18 protein-coding genes are annotated in these 25,421 nt (G+C 44.5%); 4 read left to right on the plus strand and 14 right to left on the minus strand.

The window, feature by feature from the left end:
• Positions 1 to 251 precede the first annotated feature (251 nt).
• The gene (locus AC07M6_RS21855; RefSeq protein WP_494893152.1) at positions 252 to 425 is read left to right on the plus strand and encodes a hypothetical protein; all 174 of its coding nucleotides are present in this window, start codon (positions 252 to 254) and stop codon (positions 423 to 425) included.
• A 30-nt stretch (positions 426 to 455) separates the two neighbouring features.
• Here AC07M6_RS21855 and AC07M6_RS21860 read toward each other — a convergent pair whose 3' ends face one another.
• The 13 genes from AC07M6_RS21860 to AC07M6_RS21920 form a co-directional block, all read right to left on the minus strand.
• Positions 456 to 2,162: a hypothetical protein gene (locus AC07M6_RS21860; protein ID WP_494893153.1), complete on the minus strand. Its 1,707-nt coding sequence runs from the start codon at positions 2,160 to 2,162 to the stop codon at positions 456 to 458.
• A 115-nt stretch (positions 2,163 to 2,277) separates the two neighbouring features.
• On the minus strand, positions 2,278 to 3,735 hold the full coding sequence (locus tag AC07M6_RS21865) for a hypothetical protein (protein ID WP_494893154.1): 1,458 nt from the start codon (positions 3,733 to 3,735) through the stop codon (positions 2,278 to 2,280).
• A 53-nt stretch (positions 3,736 to 3,788) separates the two neighbouring features.
• Positions 3,789 to 6,611 (minus strand): FAD-binding and (Fe-S)-binding domain-containing protein, encoded by a 2,823-nt coding sequence (locus tag AC07M6_RS21870; protein WP_494893155.1) that lies wholly within the window; start codon positions 6,609 to 6,611, stop codon positions 3,789 to 3,791.
• Positions 6,612 to 6,657: 46 nt separating this feature from the next.
• Positions 6,658 to 8,901: a glycoside hydrolase family 3 N-terminal domain-containing protein gene (locus AC07M6_RS21875; RefSeq protein WP_494893157.1), complete on the minus strand. Its 2,244-nt coding sequence runs from the start codon at positions 8,899 to 8,901 to the stop codon at positions 6,658 to 6,660.
• A gap of 58 nt (positions 8,902 to 8,959) precedes the next feature.
• Positions 8,960 to 9,703, minus strand: coding sequence for an RraA family protein (locus AC07M6_RS21880; protein WP_494893158.1), 744 nt, complete (start codon positions 9,701 to 9,703; stop codon positions 8,960 to 8,962).
• A 16-nt stretch (positions 9,704 to 9,719) separates the two neighbouring features.
• Positions 9,720 to 10,694 carry a mannonate dehydratase gene (locus AC07M6_RS21885; protein ID WP_494893159.1) on the minus strand — a complete coding sequence of 325 codons (975 nt, stop codon included), beginning with the start codon at positions 10,692 to 10,694 and terminating at the stop codon, positions 9,720 to 9,722.
• Positions 10,695 to 10,719: 25 nt separating this feature from the next.
• Complete coding sequence (locus AC07M6_RS21890) at positions 10,720 to 12,393, minus strand: sodium:solute symporter family transporter (protein ID WP_494893160.1); 1,674 nt, start codon at positions 12,391 to 12,393, stop codon at positions 10,720 to 10,722.
• A 174-nt stretch (positions 12,394 to 12,567) separates the two neighbouring features.
• The gene (locus AC07M6_RS21895) at positions 12,568 to 13,506 is read right to left on the minus strand and encodes an RraA family protein (RefSeq protein ID WP_494893161.1); all 939 of its coding nucleotides are present in this window, start codon (positions 13,504 to 13,506) and stop codon (positions 12,568 to 12,570) included.
• Positions 13,507 to 13,531: 25 nt separating this feature from the next.
• Positions 13,532 to 15,454 (minus strand): DUF4861 family protein, encoded by a 1,923-nt coding sequence (locus AC07M6_RS21900; protein WP_494893163.1) that lies wholly within the window; start codon positions 15,452 to 15,454, stop codon positions 13,532 to 13,534.
• Between the two features lie 118 nt (positions 15,455 to 15,572).
• Positions 15,573 to 16,412: an SDR family NAD(P)-dependent oxidoreductase gene (locus tag AC07M6_RS21905; RefSeq protein WP_494893165.1), complete on the minus strand. Its 840-nt coding sequence runs from the start codon at positions 16,410 to 16,412 to the stop codon at positions 15,573 to 15,575.
• Positions 16,409 to 17,818: a glucuronate isomerase gene (uxaC, locus tag AC07M6_RS21910; protein WP_494893167.1), complete on the minus strand. Its 1,410-nt coding sequence runs from the start codon at positions 17,816 to 17,818 to the stop codon at positions 16,409 to 16,411. Before uxaC ends, AC07M6_RS21905 begins: the two co-directional genes overlap by 4 nt.
• A gap of 62 nt (positions 17,819 to 17,880) precedes the next feature.
• On the minus strand, positions 17,881 to 19,311 hold the full coding sequence (locus tag AC07M6_RS21915; RefSeq protein WP_494893169.1) for a GH39 family glycosyl hydrolase: 1,431 nt from the start codon (positions 19,309 to 19,311) through the stop codon (positions 17,881 to 17,883).
• A 389-nt stretch (positions 19,312 to 19,700) separates the two neighbouring features.
• Positions 19,701 to 20,843 (minus strand): hypothetical protein, encoded by a 1,143-nt coding sequence (locus AC07M6_RS21920; RefSeq protein ID WP_494893171.1) that lies wholly within the window; start codon positions 20,841 to 20,843, stop codon positions 19,701 to 19,703.
• 405 nt (positions 20,844 to 21,248) lie between these two features.
• Between AC07M6_RS21920 and AC07M6_RS21925 the strand changes: the two genes are divergently transcribed.
• Positions 21,249 to 22,130 carry an AraC family transcriptional regulator gene (locus AC07M6_RS21925; RefSeq protein WP_494893173.1) on the plus strand — a complete coding sequence of 294 codons (882 nt, stop codon included), beginning with the start codon at positions 21,249 to 21,251 and terminating at the stop codon, positions 22,128 to 22,130.
• Between the two features lie 26 nt (positions 22,131 to 22,156).
• Here AC07M6_RS21925 and AC07M6_RS21930 read toward each other — a convergent pair whose 3' ends face one another.
• Positions 22,157 to 23,011, minus strand: coding sequence for an alpha/beta hydrolase (locus AC07M6_RS21930; RefSeq protein WP_494893175.1), 855 nt, complete (start codon positions 23,009 to 23,011; stop codon positions 22,157 to 22,159).
• Between the two features lie 229 nt (positions 23,012 to 23,240).
• Here AC07M6_RS21930 and AC07M6_RS21935 point away from each other — a divergent pair, with 229 nt between their 5' ends.
• A complete protein-coding gene (locus AC07M6_RS21935) occupies positions 23,241 to 24,473 on the plus strand; it encodes a TolB family protein (protein WP_494893177.1) in 1,233 nt (410 codons plus the stop codon).
• A 160-nt stretch (positions 24,474 to 24,633) separates the two neighbouring features.
• Positions 24,634 to 25,421 (plus strand): sugar-binding domain-containing protein (locus AC07M6_RS21940; RefSeq protein WP_494893179.1); only part of this gene is annotated, 788 nt, incomplete at its 3' end.

The following is a 25,421-nucleotide window of genomic DNA, read 5'->3' on the forward strand; positions in this document are numbered from 1 at the left end:
TTTTATCCTCCTGACGATGCAGGTCACTTGTCCCATGTGGTGTTCCGGTTTTACTTCTAAAAACATCGCACTATTTTTCACAAGCTGCGACAGACACTTCTGTAACTACTACAAAAAACACTTTTTAAAAAGGAAAAAATAAAACCTGGTTTAACTGGTTAACATTAATCCGGTACAAAAAGACCTGCACAGGATAATAGACAAATATCCACCTAAATAACATCAGTGGTTTTCATTGCTTTTGCTGATAGTTGAACTATATATACAGCGCTATTCGCCGGCAGGATAACCTGAAACAAGAGCAGCTAACCATTCGCCATCTAAAAAAACCAAACCGGGTGTTTTTCAAAAGCCGTAACCAAAAAACAGGCTGCATGTCGTGCAGCCTGTCCAGGTACCATTCTAAAAATTTTATCGGCTTATGATGGGCGGATCAAATCAGATGATCATCTTTCTTATAGTCCGGCACCATTGTAGCAACCCACATTGGGAGCCGTAGTTGCAGAAACCGAATTACCATAAAAGTCCCAGCCTCCGTTACCGGTAATCAGTGTCCCGGTGCCTAAAGCTACCGAACCGGTCAAGAGTTTATAACCGTTAACATCCCCGACATCCGGATTCGTCAGTTTAACATTACCGGTAATACTATTAGTTTGGCTGGGCTGACCGGTTGCCGTGTTATTGTAGAAAGCATTATAGTTAAACACATTACCCGTACTGGCACCGAGAGCATAACTTGAACTGGTGCCATAATTGGCTATGATATTGTTATAATAAGACGAATTGGCCGCGCTGTAAGTACCCCAAACGCTGTGCCATACGATTCTGATACTTGTTTGGTTTGAACCGATGTCGAATGTGTTATTATAAATTTGAGTATTGGTAGCTTTGCCCGAAATTTTAAAGATCCATTTGCCGCCGGTTCCCGATTGGGTAGTAATACCGTCCCTTTCTATAATATTATACCTGAACACCGTTCCGTCATTAAAATCGTCGATATCATGGCCACCGGTAACCAGTACGCCAAAGTCATTATCGTGCGAATAATTGTATTGAATGATCGTATTCTTCGCATCAAAATCAGAATCAAACCCACCCGCATCTGCATCGCCAACGTTCGCTTTGGTATACCGGCTTTCATTGTACTGCCAGGTAGCATAATCCGTATTATAACTAAAAGATGCATTCCCAGAACCTTTAATGGCGCAATGATCAAATAAGTTATGCTCAATTAACGGATGATCGGCAACGCGCACGATCAACGCATTGCACCCGGTATTATAAAATGTATTTGCACGGATGACTACGTTAACGGAAGGCGTCCATGACGTATTTGTGGTCAGTGTCCGGGTACCCCATGATGAGTTGAAAAACATACCTATACGGTCTACATCATGTATGGTACAACTATCCACTAAAATGTCATCATACCAGGTCGCCGTTGTACTGCCGCTGGACCTGAAATAGATGCCGCCATTGGCTTTTGTGGAATCGTTCTGGTTAATGCCGCCATTTACACCATGGACGTTTAAATTATGAAGATAAATATGGTGGACCGCACCTTTATTAACAGAAAAAATATAGACGCCATATCTTAACTTGTTGGTGTTATTATACTGAGCCGGTAAAGTGGCATTAGCATAATTGCTGGTATTGTTGGCTTCCCATGTAGCCAAACTAACTCCCTCCTCTGTGGAATTGAAATTTGTGATTTCTAAATTCGTGACTTCCCAATATTCCTGATTGCTGAGGTATACCGCACCAGCATTGACCAGGCCTGCGCCATTGATTACCGGGCGGCTACCGGTACCATACCGGCCAATGACGATCGGTGATCCGCTGGTCCCTGAGCCTAAAGGATGTAATTGGCCGGTCCAGGTTCCACCGGCCTTAAATAAAATCTGATTGCCGGCTGTAAAAGTAGTCGCATTTACTTTTGTCAAGGTTTTCCAGGCAGTGGCAGTTGATGTGCCATTGTTACTGTCATTACCGTTAACATCATCTACATAATACGTAGTAGTAACGATTCCGGACAACCGAAGTTGAACATTACCCGCGCCTAATTGGGGCGTTTCTGGTTGTTGTTGTACGATCTCGCTTTTTTTGCAGGCGCTCGCACCCAACAGGCATAGCAATGCCATGGCTTTAAAATTTGTTTTCATAAAAAAGGTAATTATTGGTTTAAAAATTAACGATTAAGCGTTTGGATTTATCCATGAGAAATGACCCATCTTTTCCCATTTGATGATTGAGTTCTTCGTCCCGATTAAGAACTAATTATTTCCGATTGTCAAAAAAATCGACAAGGGAATACATCTGTTTGTTTAGTTCGCTCATTTTATCCAGCAACGGTTGATAAGGCTCATAGTTTACATTGAAAATGCCCTTATTGCCATCAATATTTGATGGTTCGGCCCCTTTTTGCTGCGGATCGTTGTCCTGATATTTAAACCAGTGCCAGCCAACACAGGTTTTGGATTCGATGAGGCCGAGTACAAAGTTTTGATAAAACAGCCCCCGGTCGGCCTGGGTTTTTACTAAAAAGCCGGCCCCCGATGTGTTTGCCAAACCGGCGTCTTCGCCTTTAACATACCATTCGGTTGCCATAAACGGCCTCCCGCTCCACTTTTCCCAGTTTTGCATATCTTCCAATTTTGGAGTCCAGTAGTTATAGTAATTAATGGATATCACATCCACATAATTACCGGCGCTTTTTATCACTTCCGGAAAAAAGCGCTGTGTGGCATAAAAGCGACAACCGATATACATGTGGTTAGGGTCGTATTTTTTAATGGCAGCACTTACGGTTTTGAAATAGGTATCACATACGTATTTCAAAAAATCTTTTTTATTAGCATCCGTAAGTTTGGTGGAATCTGCATGGTTTTCCTCTAACCAGCGCTTAGCCGCCTCATAACCCGGTTCGGTATGGGGCAGGGCCAGATAGCCAGCCAGGTTGGTGCGCGCAAGCGGCATTTCATTATCAGAGAAATAGCCCATCAGGTTTTTATCATCCTTGTAATTGGTCAGTTCCCTGGCCCGTTCCTCGCAATAGCTTGCAAAACCGGGGTCAAACACAAAAATAACATTGTTTAAATAGCCCCGGTGCCCGGGCAGGCGGTGCGTGCCTCCCCGTTGCTGGCCATATCCACTCATAAAGTTAATGATGATATTATAAGCCAGGGGATGTGCCGCGTTCTTGTTGGCGTTTCGGATAGCTGTGATATCGCTCCAGGCAGCCGCGCCATTGAAACCATTATCGGTCAGCAGCTTCACGGTTGTTGCCGCCCAGTTTTCTTTGTTCCCGAACTTGCTTTTCGCCGCCGTCTTATTCTGTTCACTGCCTCCCTGTATCACTGTGCTAACCGCATTATGCAAAAACAAATTCCCATCCGGATCTACCACCCACCAGCGACCTTTGATCTTTTGCACATGGTAAAAACCGGTTTTTATGCCTTGCCTGTCCAACCTTCCTCCGTACAGGTCAGTTTCAATATGAACCGGTTTATAATTGGTTAGCTGGGCGATATTCCGGGTTCGATATTCAACCGGCGGGCCAAAGCTGCTGTTAGGCTTGGAACTATTGAGCGTTTTTCGGGCGGATACGATCAGCGAATATTCCATACTATCCGTAGCCGTTTCGTTTTTTTTAAGACCAAATTCACCACTTTGACCAAATGCTGATATAGTTGAATAAATAACAATCACTGATAGGATAAAGGCAATTCGTTTCATATGGATGACTTTACTTGGTTTGAGTTTTATTCACTATGGTGTATGGTTCTTCATTAATTGCTGCAGGCGTCCAACAAATACAAAATGGATTCATACGCTTGTCCGGTAGCGTCGGATAGCGCGATTTCACAGGTTTTGGATGATGAATAGTAGCCTTCGCACGGATTGGATTTCACTTCCACAGCTTCTGCCAGTGTAGCACTTCGGGTTAATTCCGGATGCAAAAAGCCCCGGTCACCGGCCATGCCGCAACAACCCGCATGAAGCGGTGAAATAACCATATCGGCGCAATAGGCAGCGATCGCCGAAAGTTTGGCTGCCGTGCCCGGCATTTTTTGCAGTGAACATACCGGATGTATCGTTACCCGGCCCTTTTTCACAGCAATCGTTATCCTGGGAATAATATAGTCGTGCATATAATCGATGCTGTCTATGATTTTTATCTTGTCATACCGGAGCTGGTTAACAGCAGATAAAACAGGACGACAGTTCAATAAAGTTTGCGTACAGGAACTAATGTCTACAATGACCGGAATCTCACCCTGATTTGTCGTGTTCCATAGCTTCTCGATGGTCTTATTTAAGGTATAATTCAAAGCCTTTTTAAAACCTTTGGAAGCATAGATCTGACCGCAGCACTGCTGTTCCAGTTGATCAGGTACAATAAGGTGAATACCGGCTTTTGCAGACACATCGAAGAATGTCCGGATCAGGTTTTTTTTATTCCCCGGCTCACCCATTACCCTGGATATGCAGGTCGGGAAGTACACCACAGACAGGCTCGGGTAGGGTCCATTTTGAGATGTTTGAACGGGTGCCGCTAAAGCCAGTCCATTTGACCACAAAGGAAACGATGGAATGATTTTTCTGACCAGCCCCGTAAACTTGATCATCGTTTCAGGGCCCATCACGCCATTGATATGTATGCCCAAGCCCAATGCCCACCTCACCAGTTTCGTCACCTGCTTGAAATTCCGGGCAGTAAGCAGCGCCAGATAATTGGCGGCGTTGGAATGACTTTCACGGCGAAGACGCTTGATTAAATCCCCGGTATTGATATCAACTGGGCAGGCAATGGCACATAGCCCATCCACGGCACAAGTCGCCAAACCATCATAACGGTATTCTTTCAACAGTCGGGTATATCGTTTTCCCTGGCCGTTTTGCTTTAATTTCAATAATTCCCGCCTGACTACGATACGCTTACGCGGTGTTAAGGTGATATTTCGGCTGGGGCACGTTGACTCGCAGAAGCCGCATTCTATACAGCGATCGACTTCCTCTTCAACCTGTGGTAATGTTTTTAGATTTTTCAGGTGGACGTGGGGATCGGCATTGATGATCACACCAGGGTTAAGCAGATTAAGGGGATCTACAACCTGTTTAAGCTCCTTCATCAGCTGATAAATCTCCTCACCCCATTCGGTTTCTACAAATGGGGCCATATTGCGGCCCGTCCCATGTTCTGCTTTTAAAGTACCCTGGTATTTGTGTACGACCAGATCAACCACGTCATTTATAAAATCGCTGTAGCGTTTTATTTCGCCTGCCGTTTCAAATGCCTGCGTAATTACAAAGTGGATATTGCCATCTTTGGCATGTCCGAATATGATGGCGTTAAAATAGGCGTGTTTCAAAAAAAGTACCTGCAAGTCTGCTATTGCGTCCGCCAAACTTTCTATCGGAAATGCAACATCCTCCAGAATCACGGTCGTCCCTCTCGCTCTTACGGCGCCGACGGATGGGAACATGCCCTTCCGTACTTTCCACAATAAAGCCTGTTCCACTGGGTCGCTTGTAAAAACAGCCGGGTGAAGTAACGACAGGTTCATGGCAAGTTCTTCAAATCGCTGATGCTTAACCTTTACTCCGATTAGGTCGTCTCCCTGGTATTCCACCAATAGTGCCGCCGCCTTTTCCGGCAGAGACCTGATCAAGGATGGCACCCCGGCAATGTCCTCTACGGCTTTTAATGAAGCCCGGTCCATCAGCTCTATCGCTTCCGCACCCGATAGCGACAAGGGCAAAATGCTTTGACATGCTGCGGAGATATCAGGAAAAAAGAGCAAAGCAGTGTACTTAAAAGCATGATCGGGCACCGTTTCCATCACCGCTTCTGCAATAAAGCCAAGCGTACCTTCCGCGCCGATCATGAGGTGTGCCAAGATATCCAAAGGATCTTCAAAATCGATAAACGCATTCATCGAATAGCCGACCGTATTTTTAGTAAGGTATTTCCTGCGAACCAAATCAAAAGTTGCCAGGTTGTTTTTTACCTGATCTCTTAACAGCGCGATCTTGTAGTAAATATGCGGGCACAAAACTTTAAAACGGTCGTAGTCCTCCTCGCATTCGGTCGAGAATATCATGCCGTTAGGTAAAACAAAACGGATATACCTGATCGTGTGATAAGCGTTTTTATGCACACCGCAGCACATGCCGCTTGAGTTATTCGAAATAATACCACCGATCATCGCCGAACTGATACTTGCCGGATCCGGACCGATCTTCCGTTTGTATTTTTTCAATAATGCGTTGGCATGCGCGGCAATCACGCCCGGTTGCATACGCACTTGTTCGCCATTGCTTTCGATATTGATCTTAGCCCAATGCTGGCTGAGATCCACCAATATGCCGTCGGTAATGGACTGCCCTGACAAACTTGTACCGGCTGCTCTGAAAACCAGCGGAATCTTGTATTGCTGCGAAAAGCTGAACAGCTTGATGATCTCCTGTAAAGAATCAGGTAACACAACGGCTTTAGGCAGTAGCGTATAGAATCCTGCGTCTGCTGAATACGCGACAAGATCGATCATCCTGGTTTTTATTCTCGATGAAGGCAAACAATCTTCCAGTAATTTTGCTATGGCTTCCATTTTATATTTTTTTCTATCGATTTCGGAGCGATCAGCTTCGGATGCGCTAAATCACCGTCAAGCCAACGTTCTTTGTATTGACCGAACTATTGCCGATCATAATCTGGTATTGCCCCCTGGACACCATCCACCCGTCATTCCAGCATTCTAAAACGTCAGGCCCAATCTTAAAACTCACAGTGGTCGACTGCCCCGCCTTCAAGGTAATACGCTGAAATCCTTTTAATTCTTTGACCGGCCTCACCGGTTTCGAATAGACGGCTGACAAATAAAGTTGTACAACTTCGTCACCTGCGACCTTTCCGGTATTGGTGACCGTCACCGTTGCAGTAGTTGTCCCGTCTGGTTTTATCTTGTTTTCGCTCAAAACAGGATCTGAAAAGCTGAACTGTGTATAGCTCAATCCAAATCCGAAAGGGAATAGCGGGGTTTTATCAGCTTGAAACAAATTTCTTGCCCTGCTCAAGGGAAGCTGGTTATAATAGCATGGTACCTGACCAACGTTGCGCGGATAGGTCACTGTTAACTTCCCGCCAGGATTATACTGTCCAAAAATTACGTCAGCGATCGCATTGCCCGTTTCCTGACCCAGGTACCAGCCATCGATGATGGCGTCCACATGTTCCGATATCCAGTTGATCGCCAGAGGCTGGCAATGTAATAGGACGACGATCACCTTTTTACCCAAACTCACGATGTTTTCGACCAATTGCTGCTGCCCCCCGGTAAGCGTGAGGTCATCCCTGTCCAGATTTTCCCTGGCGACCAATCTTGACTGTCCTAACGCCAGTACCACCACATCTGCCGCCTTAGCCAAATTCATTGCCGGTTCAAATCCCTTGGTTGAGTTATCCAGCATATTACAGCCTTCTGTATATCTTACGGTGACACCAGCGCCGGCTGCCCGTTTTATACCCTCAAAGATCGAAGTGTATTTTTCCGATGGCACCGAATACCCGCCCATGACTACCTCATTCGCATTCGGCCCGATAACAGCGATGTTTTTTACCTGCTGCTTGCTGACGGGCAAAAGATCGTTTTTATTTTTTAACAAAATGATGGCCTTTCTGGCGGATTCAAGCGCCAGTGCCCGATGCCCGGGTGATTTCAAGACGCCGGCTGCACCGGGCTTCGGCTTATTGAACAGCTTAAATTTTATCGTGTCTTCTAAGTCCTTTTCTTTGTTGGTTGGTATCGCCTTTTCGTTATACCCGCGGGCAAGTATGTCATAGTTTTTATCGATCAACGTTTTATCCTCAAACAGGCCCAGCATTATCTTTGCCTTTAGCACCCTTTTAACGGCGTTATCAACCAATTGAACGGGTATCGCGCCGGCTTTAACTGCTTCCACTAAAGGTGGACCATATAACTTCTTTTCTGCCCATACCGCGTTGATGATCAATTCCATATCGACTGTCGCTTCCAAAGCGAGCTTCGCTGCTTCCACTGTACTTCCGGCATATTTTAAATAATCATTCAGGTGCTTGATATCATTGTTATCCGATACGATAATTCCTTCAAAACCCAGTTCTTTTCTGAGTATTTCCACTAAAATATGTTGGTTGGCATGACAGGGGACACCATTTAGCGAATGATGGGCGGGCATAATACTACCCACATGGGCTTCCTGTACAGCGGCGCGAAAAGGAGGTAAATAAACCGTTCTTAAGGTATATTCAGAAACGTCCATCGCAGCACCGTTTGCGCCTGCCTCAGGCTGGCTGTCAGCCAGGTAATGTTTAGCTGTAGCCATAATATGATCCTGATCAAACCGTTGCCGATCTTTACCCTGGAGGCCGTTGATAAAGGCGACCCCGATCCGTGAAACCAAATGCGGATCTTCCCCATAGCATTCCTCTGAGCGCCCCCATCGGGGATCTCTCAGTACGCCCAGCATAGGCGCGTAACATTGATGAAAGCCTAATGCCCTCGCTTCGATAGCGATAACGGTGCCAATACGTTCGATCAGATCGGTATCCCAGGTACTTCCCAAGGCTATCGCTTGCGGGAACATGGTCGCGTCCTTGTACATTAATCCGTGCAGGCATTCGCCGGTGACCATATTCGGAATACCTAGGCGTACATTTGCATTGGGGAACTGGCTGGCCAACTGAACACATTTTTCTTCAAGCGTCATTTGCGCTAGCAATTCTTCTATCCGGTCAGCATCACTTCCCGTCAGGGCGATGTCTTGCGCCCAGGAGCCCTTAGGCAAAGCCAGTAAAGCTGCCATGGTGATACCCATCGTCAGAAAGTTCTTTCTGGATAGTGTGTTGGATTTATCGTTCATATTGATCGTACTTAAAGCGTAAATTCATCATGGTCTTGTAAGAAAATCAAGTTAGTTATTAGAAATATCCTCCGTTTTCTGTTATCTCCTGCACCGTTTTTCCGGCATGTACCCAACCGAAGATCTTCTTTTCATTTTCAATGATCTCCTCCGCCCGGACCAGTACATCATAGGCAATGTCCCGGGGAACGACCAACACACCGTCAATATCGCCCAGCAAGATATCGCCCGGTTTTACGGTGACGTCGCCGATCTGAAGCGTAACCTGGTAATGGGTGATCAGACACCTGCCCAGGCTGCCGTTGGAGATCCGGTATTTGTAAAAAACAGGGAAATCGGCTTCTAATATTTGGTGTGTATCCCGTATTCCACCGTCAATACATGCGGCCTTTACCTTTTTTCCTTTTGCTGTGGCGGTCATCACGCCTCCCCATAAGGTAGCCTTGGCATCATTGGTCGTATCCCAGATCACAAAGCTGTCTTCGTGCATGGCATCCAGCATTTGTGTACGAAACTCCATTTCGCCGCTTACGATGGCGTTAGGCGCGCTTTTTACGGTAAAAGCGAAGCCTGCTACGGTCCTGTATTCCCGCAGGGGGATGATGTGGCCCGGTAATGCCTGATTAAGCAAACAAAACTCACGCAATACATCGTTGATAGCTCCGGTATACATTTTCTCAAAACGAAGCAACAGTTCTTTTTCAGGGATCGGAAATTCTACAACAGACCTGCTTTCACGGGCTTTGATCAACTGCTCCAGGTTCATCATCCCAACTTCTTTTTTATACTGATCGACACTCATAGTTTATATTTTTTAATTAATCCTCGTTGATATTTAAAGCCGCCATAATTCCTTTCATGTATCCGATTCCGAATAAATTACCTTTCATTTCATAGCCATGTTCATTATTGTTTTCTCCGGCCATTGTCGGTACATGGTCTGACCGGATGGCTCCCGTAAAGCCGATCTCCTGATAAGCCCGGTACATTTCGACCATATCGGTTGGGCCGTTATCATGGAATGTTTCCCTGAAATCGTCGGCGGTGCCGACAACGTCCCTGATGTGGACAAAATATATTTTCCCGTTATGACCAAACTCATGAATGAGTTTTTTGATATCCTCACCCATGGTAACATAGGTTCCCTGGCAAAAGGTCAATCCGTGAGCGGGGCTTTTGGAAAGTTGAAGAGCCCTTCGTACCGACTCCGCACTAATGAATATGCGCCCGATACCTTGCAATACAGGCACCGGGGGATCGTCGGGATGCAAGGCCATTTTCACGCCCGCCTTTTCAGCTGCCGGTAAAACCTGGTTAAGGAAGTAGCGATAATTTTCCCATATTTTATCCGCCGAAACCTTGCCGTAAGGCGTATCAGGAAGGCTTTGTGCGTCCGTCGCATTAAAGCCGGATACTAAAGCACCCCCTCTTTCTGAGAGCTGTTTGTTGGTCCTGAACCAGCCGGTCGCCATGAAATTGTAGCAAAGAAGCCCGATACCGAGCCGGCCCATATTTTGGAGCATTAGCTTGTATTTCTCAATATCTTCATCCCGCCCGTCTAATCCCAGTTTGATACGTGTCATGTCAAATTGGTCTCCTTCGAATCCGATCATATCAAATCCATATTTGTTGAAGATGGCCTTCGACCGGCTTAAAGAATCAAAATCCCATGGGGGCAGGTCACCCGTCAATTCCGGGGCGAGCTTGACGATCGCATTCCGGATACCCATTTGACGTGCCAGCATCCATTTCTCATCAGGCTTATTTCCAAAAAATAAAAAACTAAGTTTCATATCAAATGATTAGGAGACATCAATGTCACTTTTCAGGCCGGACTGCCGGCTTGTTTTTACTGTTAAAAAACCACATGACCACTGCTAAGACCAGGCAGATGATGCCGGCCACGAAAGAACAAACGCCACTGGTATTGGATAAGGAAGGTATACTCATGACCATAAATAAGAAGCCGACCACCATCAATGCGACTCCGTATAAGCGGTTCATTGAACGCTGAAACCCCCAGTTCTCTACCGGCTTTTGCGCTTCAGTCAAAGGGGTTTTTAGTTTTATAAAAAAGGCGTTAACCCGGTTTCTATAGGCTTTATCCTTATCAATGGACAAGCCGCTAATCAGAAAAACAGCCACACAGATCACCATTTCGATCAGGGTGCCGGTCTCCCAGTTAATTGATGTCATGGAGTTTAACACCAGTCCGGTGATAATACCTATGATCACGGTCATCAGTGCACCGTTAGGTTTCGGCTTTTTGAGAATGATGCCCAAAACAAGGGGAATGGTCATGGGAAGAGCAAACAGACCGGTAAACAATTTATTGGCCTCAAAGGCGCCGCCGAAGCCACCGACAAACAATGCACCAACGGTGATCAAGCCTCCTAAAAGCAATGTCATCAGCCTGCCAACCCATAGCAATTCTTTATCGGAGGCATCTGCCTTAAACACGCGCTGATAGATATCCTTGGTAAGGACGCCGGCGGTCACATTATATTCTCCGCTAAGCACACTCATGGTGGCCGCAAACATCGCCGCCACCATCAAGCCCATAATGCCCTGGGGCAAAAGCTTCAGGCAAATGCTCACGTAAGCCATTTCCGGGTTAACCAGATCCGGAATGATCATTTTCGCTACGATAGATGGAAAGAGGAATATAAAAGGAAAAATAAAAAAGAAAGCGGCGCTGAGCAGCGCTTGTTTCCTTCCGGCATTCTCATCCCTTACGCTGTAAAAACGTTGAATAAATGTCCAATTTCCGCTATATTTGATCAGGATCATGATGTAGTAGACCATGATGTAAAGCGGCATCCCTTTCTTCCCATGGAACCATTGAAAGTGCTCCGGGATGCTTTGCATGATATGTTGAAGGCCTCCTCCGGCTTTGATGGTCAAGGGGAATAAAATCAATGTGGCCACGATCAGGATCACGAATTGAACGACATCTGTAATAATGACGGCCCAAAGCCCACCGGCTATGGTATAAAGGGCCACGATCATACCACAGGACAGGATGGATACTTCAAGCGTTATTCCGGTGGCTGCTTTGACAAAAAGAGCCAGGGCGTAAAGTCTGACCATATTGTCCAGTATCTTAAACGCTACACCAGACCATGAAAACACCTGGCGGATCAGCGGACTAAACCTTGTTTCCAGGTATTCCATCGGGGTAATGATACCTGCCCTGCGCCAGCGCTTTGCAAAAACTGCAGCACCAACCAGCGCAGGCAATACGGTACTCCAGATCAACGTAACAGCAACCATTCCGTCGGTATAGGCTATTCCTGCATAGGCGACAAAAATAAACGTGCTGAATTTAGTCATGAAATTGCTGATCGCGCCGGAGATCCAGGGGATCGAATTCCCACCTTTGAAATAATCACCGATATTTTTGACAAACTTTCCAAGAAAGAGCCCGATACCTGCCATAAGCAGCATATAAACTACGATCGCCAGATAGTCAAGTTGTTGCAGACTTTTCATCGATGTTTAGATTGATACAGGTGATGCCTGTTTAATTGGTTATGCATACAAATGTATTGTACCTTCCTTAAATTACTTACCATTTTATTTGCCTATAGTAGAACTATATTTGCCCACTAATGACAGGATATACCGAGTGCCGCAAAAATGCTTCTATTTCAAAATGCTCAAAACCTAAAAATTTCTTGTTTCCAGGTATTTTTCCAGGTCTTCACGCGTCATGGGCATTTTCCCTGTGTAGGTCTTTGTCCAGTTCCTGAAATCCTTCTTTATAATGTCCGTCCATTTGCTGTCAATTTCGCCAGCGGTATAGATCTTTTCTTTGATCCGCTGCTGCCCGAAAATGTCGAATAGCTCCGTGACCTCAGCAGTTAAGACAATATGGTCAACTAAATGTGCGGGTATAAAAAGAACCCCATCTGTTTTTGCCAATACAGCGTCCCCCGGTAAAACCGTAGCATGACCGATGCGGATCGGCGCATTGATGGTAATTAACATGGTCTGACGCATATAAGAAGGATCGGAACCTTTGATCCAGGCATTGAAGCCTTTTATTCTTCGGAGATCCTCCATGTCCCTTACGTTCCCATAGCAAATAATACCCCTGTGGGTACGTGAATAAACACCATTTCCTAAGTTAGAACCTATTAAGGTCCCCAGGTTTTGTTTTAAATAGGTATCTCCGACATAAATGTCGCCTTCCACTAAAGTTTTAATGGTCCATGACGTGGTGGCACGGGTGTAATCATGACCTTCGATCTTGCCTTGTTCCCGCACTTGTTTGTCCAGGTCTGGTCTCGTAGGAATAAATTGTGCCGTAACTCCCCTGCCCGTCATGGCCAAAGTATCCCCTTCATGAAGATGGTTCCATTCTCCCTCATATTGGTTTGGGTATCCTAATTCGATCAACTCGGCCCAGGCCTCTTCTAAGGTGATCTTTTTTAATCGCTCCAGCAGCGCGTCTGATACTTTCGGTCTTCCATCCGGGAATCGTTCGCCTTTCCACTCACTGGTTAATGCTTTGATATATTCAGGCGATTGCAGAATGTGCTGAGCATTGGAATAAAAAGTTGAAAACAACGCGATTGAAAATATAATGATCCTTTTTTTCATATCTTTTTTTAACTTGATGTGCTGATCAAAACTCGGTACTTTTTGATTTTTGCTCCACATAACTTTTCCAGTCTGCGGATGTTGGAAAGTTTTTGTTTTTCTCCCATCCGGCGCCGGCATAGTAAATAAAGGGGGTATTGGTCATTGTTTTAATGAGCATGTATTCATCTCCCTCATAATTCGCAAAGCCTACTATATGCGTTTTATTGGCCATTACAGCAGTTCCCAGGCTGCCGTTCGCGGTATCCATTTTTTCCCAAACAGTTAAGGTCCCCAGTTCTTTACTCCGATAAATTTCAGGCTTGCCAAAAGTGGATAGCCCGATCGCAACCGTCAGTTCAACATTCTGATCACTTTTCAAAATGCTGGTAACTTTAAACATATTGGTACCCATTTGCATTTCCACTTTTTTCAGTTCCTGAACTTTTAAGCCCGGCACATCCCAACTGTTGTATCCGAGTTCAAATTCGACCCTGTCATTTTGATTTTTTGTGATCTTATAAGAATCGTAGGTTTCGGAGGCATACGGTTTGTTATTGATCCATATCGCGAGCGCACCGCAACCAAGCCTCTTGTCCATATGGTAAAAATCGCAGCCCTCCCCGCGGTCGATATGATAATCGCTTCCCGCAGCATTTAATTTATACCATTTTTCAAGCACGGGATATTCAACTTTTTTAGCCCAAACATCAATACCGCTGCGAACCTTGTTTCTTACCGTAGGGCCGCCGTAGACGCGAAAACCTATGCGATCATTTTCCCATGCGACATCAACACCTCTTGCCTGCATGACATAGGTTCTCGGGCTATCCGGTGAATCGACCAAAGAAAACAGTCCCATTCTTTTTAGTGGAGTGATTTTATCAATTCCCATTTTTGCAGCTTGCGCAAAGGCCAGTACAACCGGGCCAAAAGCATGGCGGTCATTGTAAACCCAACCCCTGTTGATATAATCTTCCTTAGTTCCTTTGCCAGGTGCCAGGCAGCTAAAACAGGTATTGCTGACGGAGCCATCGCTGCCGATATACGAGGTATATCCGGCTAATCCAAGTTTGAAATTTTTAAGGGACTTTAGGTCAAGTAATTGCTTTTCTAATAAAATACCGATGCCATAGAGCAGTAATCCACTGCCTGAGGTTTCAACATAAGAAGCGGGATCTGTCATTTCCTGGTGCCACAGGCCATCTTTGTTTTGATAACGAAGCGCCGCGGTAAAAAACTGTTGCGCCAATTCGACCACCTCCTTTCTTTTAGGATGATTGAGGGGCAGATCTCTTACTAAAATGGCAAGCGCGAACGCTCCCCATCCGTTCCCGCGACTCCAGTTGTCATCAGATATGCTGCCGGCACCGTTAAAGCCTCTTGCCTGGTGGAGCAAGCCGGTCTTTTTGTCTTTTAATATCCTGAAAAGATCCAATGTTTCCTTAACAGCCAGATCGATGTATTGGTTGTTTTTGATTTTTAGCCCCGAGTACAGGAGGTAGGGGGTAACGGCGAAGGCGACGTCGATAAAGATCTGGTCGTCTTTTGCGGAACTTGCCGTCATCAAACCTTCAGAGGTACGTTTTTGTGATCTCACCATTTTGGCCGCAGTTGCGAGTACCTGGCTGTCCAATTGACCGGTCGCACCCCGCCAGGAGAGATAGGCCGCGCCGGAACCACCCGCTTCGTAAGAAATAAAATTGCCCTTTGACCGTATTGCGCCTGTTCCAAATTTTTGATAGGTCCCGATGACCTGATTTAATAAGGAATCATTTCCTGGCAAAACAGCGAACTCACTCATTCCATGTAACAACAATGATCCTGCATAAAGATCAAGTTCAGCATGTTGAAGCCCTTTTTTAAGAACCAATTTCGTTAGTCCGGTGGTCGATATTTCTTGAGCGAAACCGGTTCCCTGAAGCATCAGGAAAGAAATACAGAAAAGAAGCAGCTGTTTAATTTTCATAATTATTGTGACGTTATTTGTTCTTTTATAGGCACTTAAACATGTGTTGATCATAGCGGACAACTAACGAGATGAAACCTACACGATTAGAAAGAAATCCTGATTGAACACGCTTGTACTATATCCCTGCGGATGCCAAAAAACCCCCGTCGACAGAAATGGTCACCCCAGTTAGAAAGCCTGATGCTTTATCATCCAGTAAATAATTCATGGTTCCGATCAGTTGATCCGCCGTGCCGAATTTTCGCATGGGCGTTAAGTTGATGATCGATTGCCCCCGCTCGGTATAACCACCTTCCGGTGTAGTCAAAAGTTTAGTGCTTCTCTCATTTAAGAAAAAGCCGGGAGCGATCGCATTTACCCTGATATTTGCTGGCGCCAGGTATGCGCCCAGCCATTGCGTGAAATTAACGATCCCAGCCTTGGCAAAAGCGTATGCCGCAACCCGTGACAGTGCACGGAAACTACTCATCGAAGCGATATTGATGATCACGCCGCCGCCATTGCCCGCCATTGCCCGCCCAAAAACATAACAAGGCAGGATCGAGCCCATGGAATTTGTTTTGATCACATCAAAAAAACGGTCCATATCCAGGTTGAAGAAACCCCTGAAAGCCGGATCTTTATTACTTAATTCCTTGGAGTCGAACTGATTGATCGTTGTGATCGCTTCGGTCTGGTTTCCACCTGCGCCATTGATCAGGATTGAAATTACCCCCAGCTTCTCGGTAATTTCTACCAGCGCCCTTTCTAGGGCCTTTTGGTCGGTCACGTCAACACTTACAGAAATCGCTATCCCTCCAGCGGTCACGATCTCTTCCTCAACCTTTTTGAGCTTGTCAATGTCTCGTCCAAGTAAGGCAACTTTAATCCCCTGCGATGCAAGGGATCTCGCCATTGCTGAGCATAAAGTCCCACCGCCCCCCGTGATAACAGCTGCTTTGTGATGTGCTTTCATGATGATATATTTCCTTTGGTTATTAAGTTTTTAGCGTTGTGATAGCAAATGTTTTGTACCAAGTCCTTCAACGGGTCGATCTCAGCCGGCAGCAAACCTTTGCCCACCCATGAACCGAGTAATTCACACAATATCCTTCTGAAGTAAAAATGCCGGGATAAGGAAAGGAAGCTCCGTGAATCGCTGGTCATTCCGATAAAAGAATTCAATAAACCATAAGAGGCTACATCTGTCAGTTGCCTGATTATGCCATCATAATGATCATTAAACCACCATGCGGGACCGAATTGAATTTTACCGGATACACCGTCAGCAGCAAATGACCCGGTGAGGGTTGCCATCCGTTCATTGTCTGACGGATTAAGCGTATACAGTATGGTGTTTGGCAGAGCGCCGCTACATTCCAGCGAATCCAATAAGCGGCAGATACTGCTGATATCACAGGGGTCACCTATGGTGGCAAACCCGCCATATTTTCCCGCAATCTGAGAAAGACGCGAACTGGTCATACGTTGCGCTCCGATGTGTAACTGCATCGTTAATCTTCTTTTCCCGTATTCGAGCCCTAAAAAGTTAAACAGGTAAGACTTGATTTGAATGAGCTCATTGTCAGTTAGTGAAACCCGACTTAACACCTTTTTAAAAATAGCTTCTGCTTCGGATTGCGAAGCCGATTGGTAGGTAAATCCCGAATCCAGTGCGTGGTCGGTTAATACGCATCCTGCATTTTGAAAGACATCGAGTCTCAGCCTGATCGCTTGCTGATAACTGTCAAGATCTGTAATTGTGGTATTCGTCAATCCGCCCAGTTTTGTTAACCACTCCGGAAACTTAGTTGAATCAATATGAAGGATCGAATCACTTCTTAATGACGGAAAAACACGGACATCACTAATGGCAGTGGCGGCCTGATGAGGTTCCAAATCGTCCAGTAAATCATCAGAAGTGCAAAGTATTTCGGCGTTCCACTTCTTTAAAATGTCCGTCACACCCAGTCCGCCACTGCCTAAACGGTCATTACATTGATTCCACAGATCGGAGACTGGTGTACTAAAAAAATCGACTTCAGGGCTGACAATGGCCTGAAGTTCCAATTGAGACCAATGATACAAGGGATTTCCCATTGTTTTAGGGAATGTTCTCATCCAACTGTTGAATTTTTCTTCGTCAGTTGCGTCCCCGGTAATACAGGCTTCCCTGATACCGTTTATCCGCATTAACCGATGTTTGTATTGATCATCGTAGATCCACAATTCGGTGATGTTTTTAAACCTTTTATTAGCCGCGATGGCTGCCGGGCTTAAATGATTATGGTAGTCGATCACCGGTAGCTGCTTGGCTACATCGTGATATAACTCCCGGGAAATGGCAGTAGTTAGTAAAACGTTTGTATCAATTTTCTTCACAATATTGGATTATATTATAATTGGGGTCTGAATCTTCCGGCCGACGCTTTATAGACAGGCGTTCATTTGTCGATAGACAAAAGGCTTTGGTCAACTATTAAAACAGGTCCGTCATATACTGGTATTTTTGAAAATGTATAGGCGTTTCCCTTTTTTTTCCATTGGTTTGATGGTATTAAAAAAACTTTACCGCTAACTAGGTCGACATAAACCGGGGTAGTAAAATTCCCTTTAGCGATATGAAAATCAACTGACTCGTATTGGTTGGTATTGGCCGGTATCTGTGTGTCCTGCCAAACGGTTATCGCTTGTTTTTTTGTCGCTTTATTATTGTACGCAAATACGGAAACCGGAGACTTGGCTGTTGACGTATAATTGAAATCGCTGATTCTTGCTAACTGATCGGTAAATATGGATGTGACATGCTGCACAGCAAAATAGGCCTGTTTTTGTTTAATTACCTTTTTATCGGCATTGGATTCCAGCAGGCCTTTGACATTCAATTTTTTAATTGGCCCGTCGGTGTTGTAGGCAATATCAACAATGGTGAATACGCTTGACTCGATATCTCTTCCCAGATCTCCGAGCATGCGCCGGGTATCCCATTTAGCCTGTGAAAGTTCAGTCCAGTCATGGTCAGATAAGGCTCCGCCCATATTGCCGATCGAAGGCGCGCCATTTTCACCCTGCCTCAATTTCAGAACAGGCGCATATTGGCTCACAGCCAGCTTGAGTTTTTCAACTAAGGCATAATGCTCGTCAGGATTTTTACAGTAACCGTGATAGGTAAGGTTATCAATTAAACTCAATTTACCCTTGGCGCTGAAGATCTTCAAACAATCGTCCGCGAACTTGACATCAATTTTCGACATGGCCAGTACAGATATACGGGCATCAGGTTGTATTGACTTGATAATTTCCAAAGTCCTGATGGTGAAATTTGCGAAGATATCCGGCTTATTCTCTTTGACATTATTGGGCTCATTCCATATCTCCCAATCTTTAACACGCGTTTTGTAATGCATCATCATCGCTTTCACCCAGTTATCCCAGGCGGCAAGTCCTTCCTCCGATGACGGGATCCCGGCACTTAGATTAATGCCACCGCCGCCATTGTAAATGGTGTTACCATAAGACAGTTGCACCCAAGGCTGTAACCCACGGGATACGGCATCGTCTATGATGTGATCAAGCCATTGGAAATCATAAACTCCTTTTACTTTTTCTGTTTTTGCCCAGCCGCCTTGCAATCTTATTCGCTTGATCCCTAAAGGATCCAGGTAGGTCTTATAAGCGTCATAATCGGCATAATCCCGGTCAAGAGTTTCGCAACCGATTAACCAGTTCGACGATTTTATTGAAGTGCTGTTTTTGGACTTGATGGTACCAATTTGCTGCCAGTTCGCTGGCGGCTGTGCGAACAAGCCGAAATAACAAAGGTTAGTGCAAACTATAAATAAAATAATGTAAATCTTTTTTGGGTATATGTTCATTTCGATACGCAGATAAATAAGTTTCCTTACGGCCAGATTAGGTCTGACCCGGTTTATTGGTAAACACTATGATAGACCGTATTTAATAGCGGTATAAAATGTGTATGGACAAATGTCTATCTAAATAAGTTTACCTGTTTTCATTATTTTTGCCAATAGTAGAACTATATATACCTACCAATTTGATCGGCGTTTTTATTACAGGAAAGAGGGATCAGTTTCGTATGATCTAAAATACGATTTTTAAATGTTCATCTCCATCGATTCATAAATATTGCACTATAATTGCCCTTCCTCAATAAATAACGTTTTTCAAGCATATTTTGACAATGGAACCTAAATTCCTGCAAAAGAACACGAAGTCTGCCGAGAATTCATTTTATAGCAGATCAGAATCGTTCAACATCTTTAGTCATGTGTAATTTAATATCACTGAATATATCGGTCCAGGCTATACTATCTATAAAGACTGCCGGATTCAGGCGTTGCAATAACCCGAATATCCCTACTGCCGCCAGCACCAGATGAGGGTGAAGCGAGTACAGATCTTTTTTTCTTTCGGTGTAATATTTCAATACTTCATTACTATACCGGTCAACCGCTACTGTAATGTCTTTAATTCGGTAGCCTGGGGCCATTGTGCTCATTAATTGCAAAGCGTAAAGCGCGTCTAATTCCAGATAGTGCATAATATTTGTATTGTCCGTTTTCAACCATCGTCCATTATCCAATTGTAGCTTAATGACGCTATCAATAACTTTTTCAGGATAAGGAAATTTACGTTTATGATGTTCATATAATGGCAAAATATGTACACTGCCACCAAGCGGCTGATGGCGGTCAGCATGCGCAATTCCTTTCTTCCACCAGCCTGTTTGCTCATCAAGATTTAAATTGAGCCAGTTAAAAACCTTATCGAGCCAGCCAGGGGTGCAATGCTTACTGAAACTATAACAGATCATCCCTCCCCAAAATTTATGCGATGCCTGCCATTGCTCACTCCAGTTTAATGATTCTAACCAGGGCACTATTTTATCTTCGGTATTGAAACTATTGTATAAATTAACCGGGAATTTCTGCTTGCCACCAAGCGCGCTAAGCGCCCCTACCACCATACCATTGGCGTGTAATGCCGAATGGCCATGGGTGTCGAAATAACTGCCATCGGTAGCTTTGTCAAAATCGTTGCTGGCAAAGGAATTAATGTGATTGATCCATTCTTCTTTTTGCTGGTTAGACAGTGTTGAGCGGAAATCCTCGCCCATGATGTGACGCATAATAGCAAAGTCGAGGCTGGAATAGAGATCCGGCCGCTGACGGGATTTGCTCCGGAATGCTCCGTAACATCCGTTTTTATCTATTAAGGCATCACCAAAAGCCATAATATCTCTGCGTACTAATGAAAGATTGAGATGTTCATCGACTTTGGGATAATTTGGAACAAGATTATTTAATCCGGCCACTGCGGGTGATGCCATAGCAATCACCGAAGCGCCCGTTGTAAGAATAAAATTCCTCCGTGTAGTTTTCATTTTTTTGGTATAATAAGTATTATTAGCTCTTTTTACCTGTTATCTAGGTTACTGTATAATTTTTTAAAGGAGTTACCCGGAAGTAATGATAATAGGTGCGTTAATGCCGGGATAGCGTTTTTGTTACACAGTCCTTTCTGCCGGATGGTAACTTGTTTTGTCATGATAGAACTATTCAGCAAATGTCTCTTTAAATAAGATTGTCGGTTTTCATTATTTTTGCCAATAGTAGAACTATATATACCTACCGATTGGATCGGTATTTTTTTATTACAGGAAAGAGGGGGACCGGTTTCGTATGATCTAAAATACGATTTTTAGATCTCCATCTCGATTGATTTATAAATATTGCACTATATTTGCTCTCAACCAATCGATAAACGTTTTTCAAGCATATTTTTGACAATGGAGCCTAAATTCCTGCAAAAGAACACGAAGTCGGCCGAGAACTCATTTTATAGCAGATATGCCGAGGTGCCTCATACTTATGATCAGTTTCATTATCATAAGGAGTACGAACTGTTGTATACGATAGAAAATCATGGAACCCGGTTTATCGGAGATCATATCGCTTCATTTTCCAACGGTGATTTTGTATTGGTCGGCCCCGGCCTCCCTCATTTTTGGCAGAGTGATAAGGAATATTACCAGGATGATCCTTTTCTTAAAGCAAAAGTGGTACTGATCCACTTTGAAAAGGATTTTTTAGGCACCGGTTTTTTTGATCTGCCCGAAATGAGAATGGTGAAAACTATGCTTTTGAAATCAAATCGCGGCCTTAAGTTTCCCAAGGTAAGCGAATCAAAAATAGCTGACAGCCTGGTTAATATCGTTCATAAGACGGGTTGGTCCCAAGTGTTGGACCTGATCAATATCTTATGTCAGATAGCGGAATTACCATACACTCAAATCGCATCGGAGGGATTTTCGCAATCTTATAGTCAGCATAATGAAGAGGAAAAAATAACAGGTATTTACAATTTCCTGATACAGAATCACGAGAAAGACATCACATTATCGGATGTATCCGAATACGCTAACATGAATCCATCAGCATTTTGCAGGTATTTCAAAAAAATAACCTCCAAAACATTGTCTGATAGCCTGAATGAGATCAGAGTGGGTGTCGCCTGTAAAAAATTGATCAATACTGATCTGAGTATTTCTGAAATAGGCTACGGCTGCGGCTATCAGAGCGTTTCTTATTTCAACAGACAATTTAAGCTGATCAAGCAAATAAACCCTACTTTATACCGGGAAAAGTACCAGAAACAGGTGCATGGTTGACCGAAATATTGGCAATTAAGTATCTTCTATTTTATGCTGGTTATTATTCCTAAAGAGTTCAAAAATACGGTGGTTTTCTCCATTGTATCATAAAATATGTCATTATCGCCGGATTTTCTATAGGTGTAAAATCCATGTACTTTGTCCTTATACAAATATAATTCGCAGCGGTTATTGAATTCCTGCATACGCTTTTGATATTGTTGTAGTACAGATGGAGTGACAATAGTATCTGCCGTGCCCGAAAAAATGATGGCAGGCGCCGCACCCTTCGTGATATTGTGATAAGGAGAGATTTCGGCATACCGGTCTTTCACCCGACCAAAACCGTAGTTTCCTCTGCCATTGTTGATCACCGGGTTAAAAAGCACAAGGGCCTTTGGCTTTGAACTGATCGACAAGTCCTCATTTGCTTCATCCAGTTTTGTCAGGTCACAAGCCGCCGCCAGCTGCCCACCTGCAGAGCCGCCAGCTGCGACCAGCCGGTTAGTATCGATGTTTAGCTGATTATGATTAATTTTAATATACCGAATGGCTGACTTTGCATCCCGAACGGCTTCAAAAGGAGATGTTTTATGGATATTATACACCCTGTAATCCGCCAGAATAGCGACCATACCTTGATCTGTAAAATAATGAGCTTGGGGAATAAACTGATCAGCATTCCTTTTGTTCCAGCCACCGCCGAAAAAGAAAACAATAACAGGGTAAGTCAGTCTTTTATCAAAATTCGCCGGCCGGTAGATTTTAAGGCTTAAGTTAACGGTGTCTATCGTTTTAAAAATCAATATTGTTGGATCGTTAGTCTTTGCTTGCGCGTTTGCCTGAATGGCTAACCAATGGCTGCTGATAAACAGTACGGTAAGTAAGCTTCTTTTCATTTTTTTCTCAATTTCAGATATGGCTTAAATGATAGTATTCATCTCATCAAAACCACCAGACCAATCAGTTTGGAAATAAAAATAGCCATTAAAACAAGTTAATCTCGAGATAGCAAATATGATGCTATTGATTGCAAACCGAGTACAAAACTCACGTCTACTTAAAGGATACTTTTGATCTGCTATTTCGGTGAGAGATGGCCTCTTATAACCAAAACTAAAAACCTGTATGATGACTTTTAAGAACAATATCCCTTTCGCCTGCCTGATGTTGGGCCTGACCAATCTTATCAACGCTCAGCCGACGAAGCCACCTAAACTTTCGGGCGCGATCCAAATAACAGAGAATAACAAAGAGCATTTATTCGCCAGCTATTATGGTATTAATTCATGGAGCAAGAACGAGCGCTATGTGACCGTGCTTGAAACAGACGTTAAGTTTAACATTCCGACCGAGGACCAACCCGCTACTTTGGGCCTGGTTGATCTCAAGACCAATAAGTTTATCCCCTTAACGCAAACCCGGGCCTGGAATTTCCAACAGGGCTGTATGGCACATTGGCTGTCTACCAATCCGGATTCCGTAATTATTTATAATGACATGCGTGAGGGCCGTTACGTTTCCATCATTTTGAACGTGTTTACAAAAAAGGAATTAAAAGTTATTCCTTATCCGGTAGCGGCGGTATCATCAAATGGCAAGGAAGCCATCAGCATCAATTTTTCCAGGCTCCGCATTACCCGAACCGATTATGGATACGCCGGTGGCGGCCAGGATGCCAGGCCTGGGGTACAATTCCCGGAGGATGATGGAATATTTTTATTGAACCTTCAAACCGGTAAGGCAAAACTGGTCATCTCGCTGGCTCAATTGAAAAATTTGGTTCCTGAGATCAGTACAAAGGAAGGAATCGAATATATCGGACATGTTCTGTTTAGCAGAGATGGTTCAAAGTTCTTCTTTCTTGCAAGGGCTGTACCTAAATGGAATACGATCGCATTTACCGCTAATAAAGATGGCAGCAATTTGCAACGATGCTTTCCGGATGGCTGGGAAGGGTCACACTTTGACTGGCTCAATGACGGGCGCCTGATGATTACCGCTTTATACCAGGCAAAGGATTGGGCGCACATTCTTTTTACGCCGGGCAAACAGGACTATGTGAAACTTGGCGATGGTAAGCTGGAAGACCGCGACGGTCACGGCACTTTTTCGCCTGACGGAAAGTGGATGGTAACCGATACCTATCCGGATACTGATACCCGGAACCAGCATATCTTTTTGCTGAACATGAAAACGGGTGATATAACTAATTTAGGGGCATTCCCTGAGCCCCCTGCTTTTAAAGCAGGCTGGCGTGCGGACATCCATTGCCGCTGGAGTCCTAAAGGCGATATGATCGGGTTCAATTCAACACATTCGGGTATGCGCCAAGTGTACATTATGAAGGTAAAACTGTAACTTCAATTTTGGATTACACAACTACGGTATGCTGATTATGCGGATCGATATTGATCATGAATGTTACCCCGTTGATAGGTACTATTTAATTTAAGCTGTTTACGATAAGATCATGTATAAATTGTTGTTGAGCATTTTATTTTGCTTTATAGCTTGTCCCTTGAGTGCCCAAAAGGCCAATAAGCCCGACGATTACCAAACCTTCCGTCAATACCTGTCGGGAACGGATAAAGACCACACGGTTGACTGGGACTTTTACTGCACCGGCGGCAGGAAGAGCGGGGAATGGACGACCATTCCTGTGCCTTCCAACTGGGAATTCCAGGGCTTCGGCGGGTATAACTACGGTCATGATAAGGTGAAGCATGACGAGGAAGGTTTGTATAAGTATCCGTTTAAACTGGGCGCTCATGCACAGCACAAACGCGTGTTCATTGTTTTTGAAGGGGCGATGACCGATACCGAGGTCAAGATCAATGGGAAGCTGGCGGGACCAATCCATCAGGGGGCATTTTACAGGTTCAAGTATGATATTACCGATCTGGTCAACATTGGCGCCGATAACCTGCTGGAAGTAAAAGTGAGCAAGATGTCGGCGGATGCTTCCGTGAACCGTGCCGAGCGCAATGGTGATTTTTGGGTATTCGGCGGCATCTACCGCCCGGTGTACCTCGAGCTTGTACCCGAAACTTATATCGATAGGATCGCTGTTGATGCCAAAGCGAACGGAGAGATCAGACTGGACGTTTTTAATAAGCATACCGCTGCTAAGCAAATCATCCAGGCTGAGGTCCGAACTTTAAAAGGCGTACGTGTAGGAGAGCTATTGATTGGTAAACCCAAAGGAGACAGCACCTGTTTACACGGTATTGTCAAAAATATCTTGACCTGGAACCCCGAACAGCCTCATCTTTATAACCTGGTAGTTTCTATCAAAGAAGGGCAAAA

Source organism: Mucilaginibacter sp. GW821-FHT07H05, assembly GCF_059418485.1.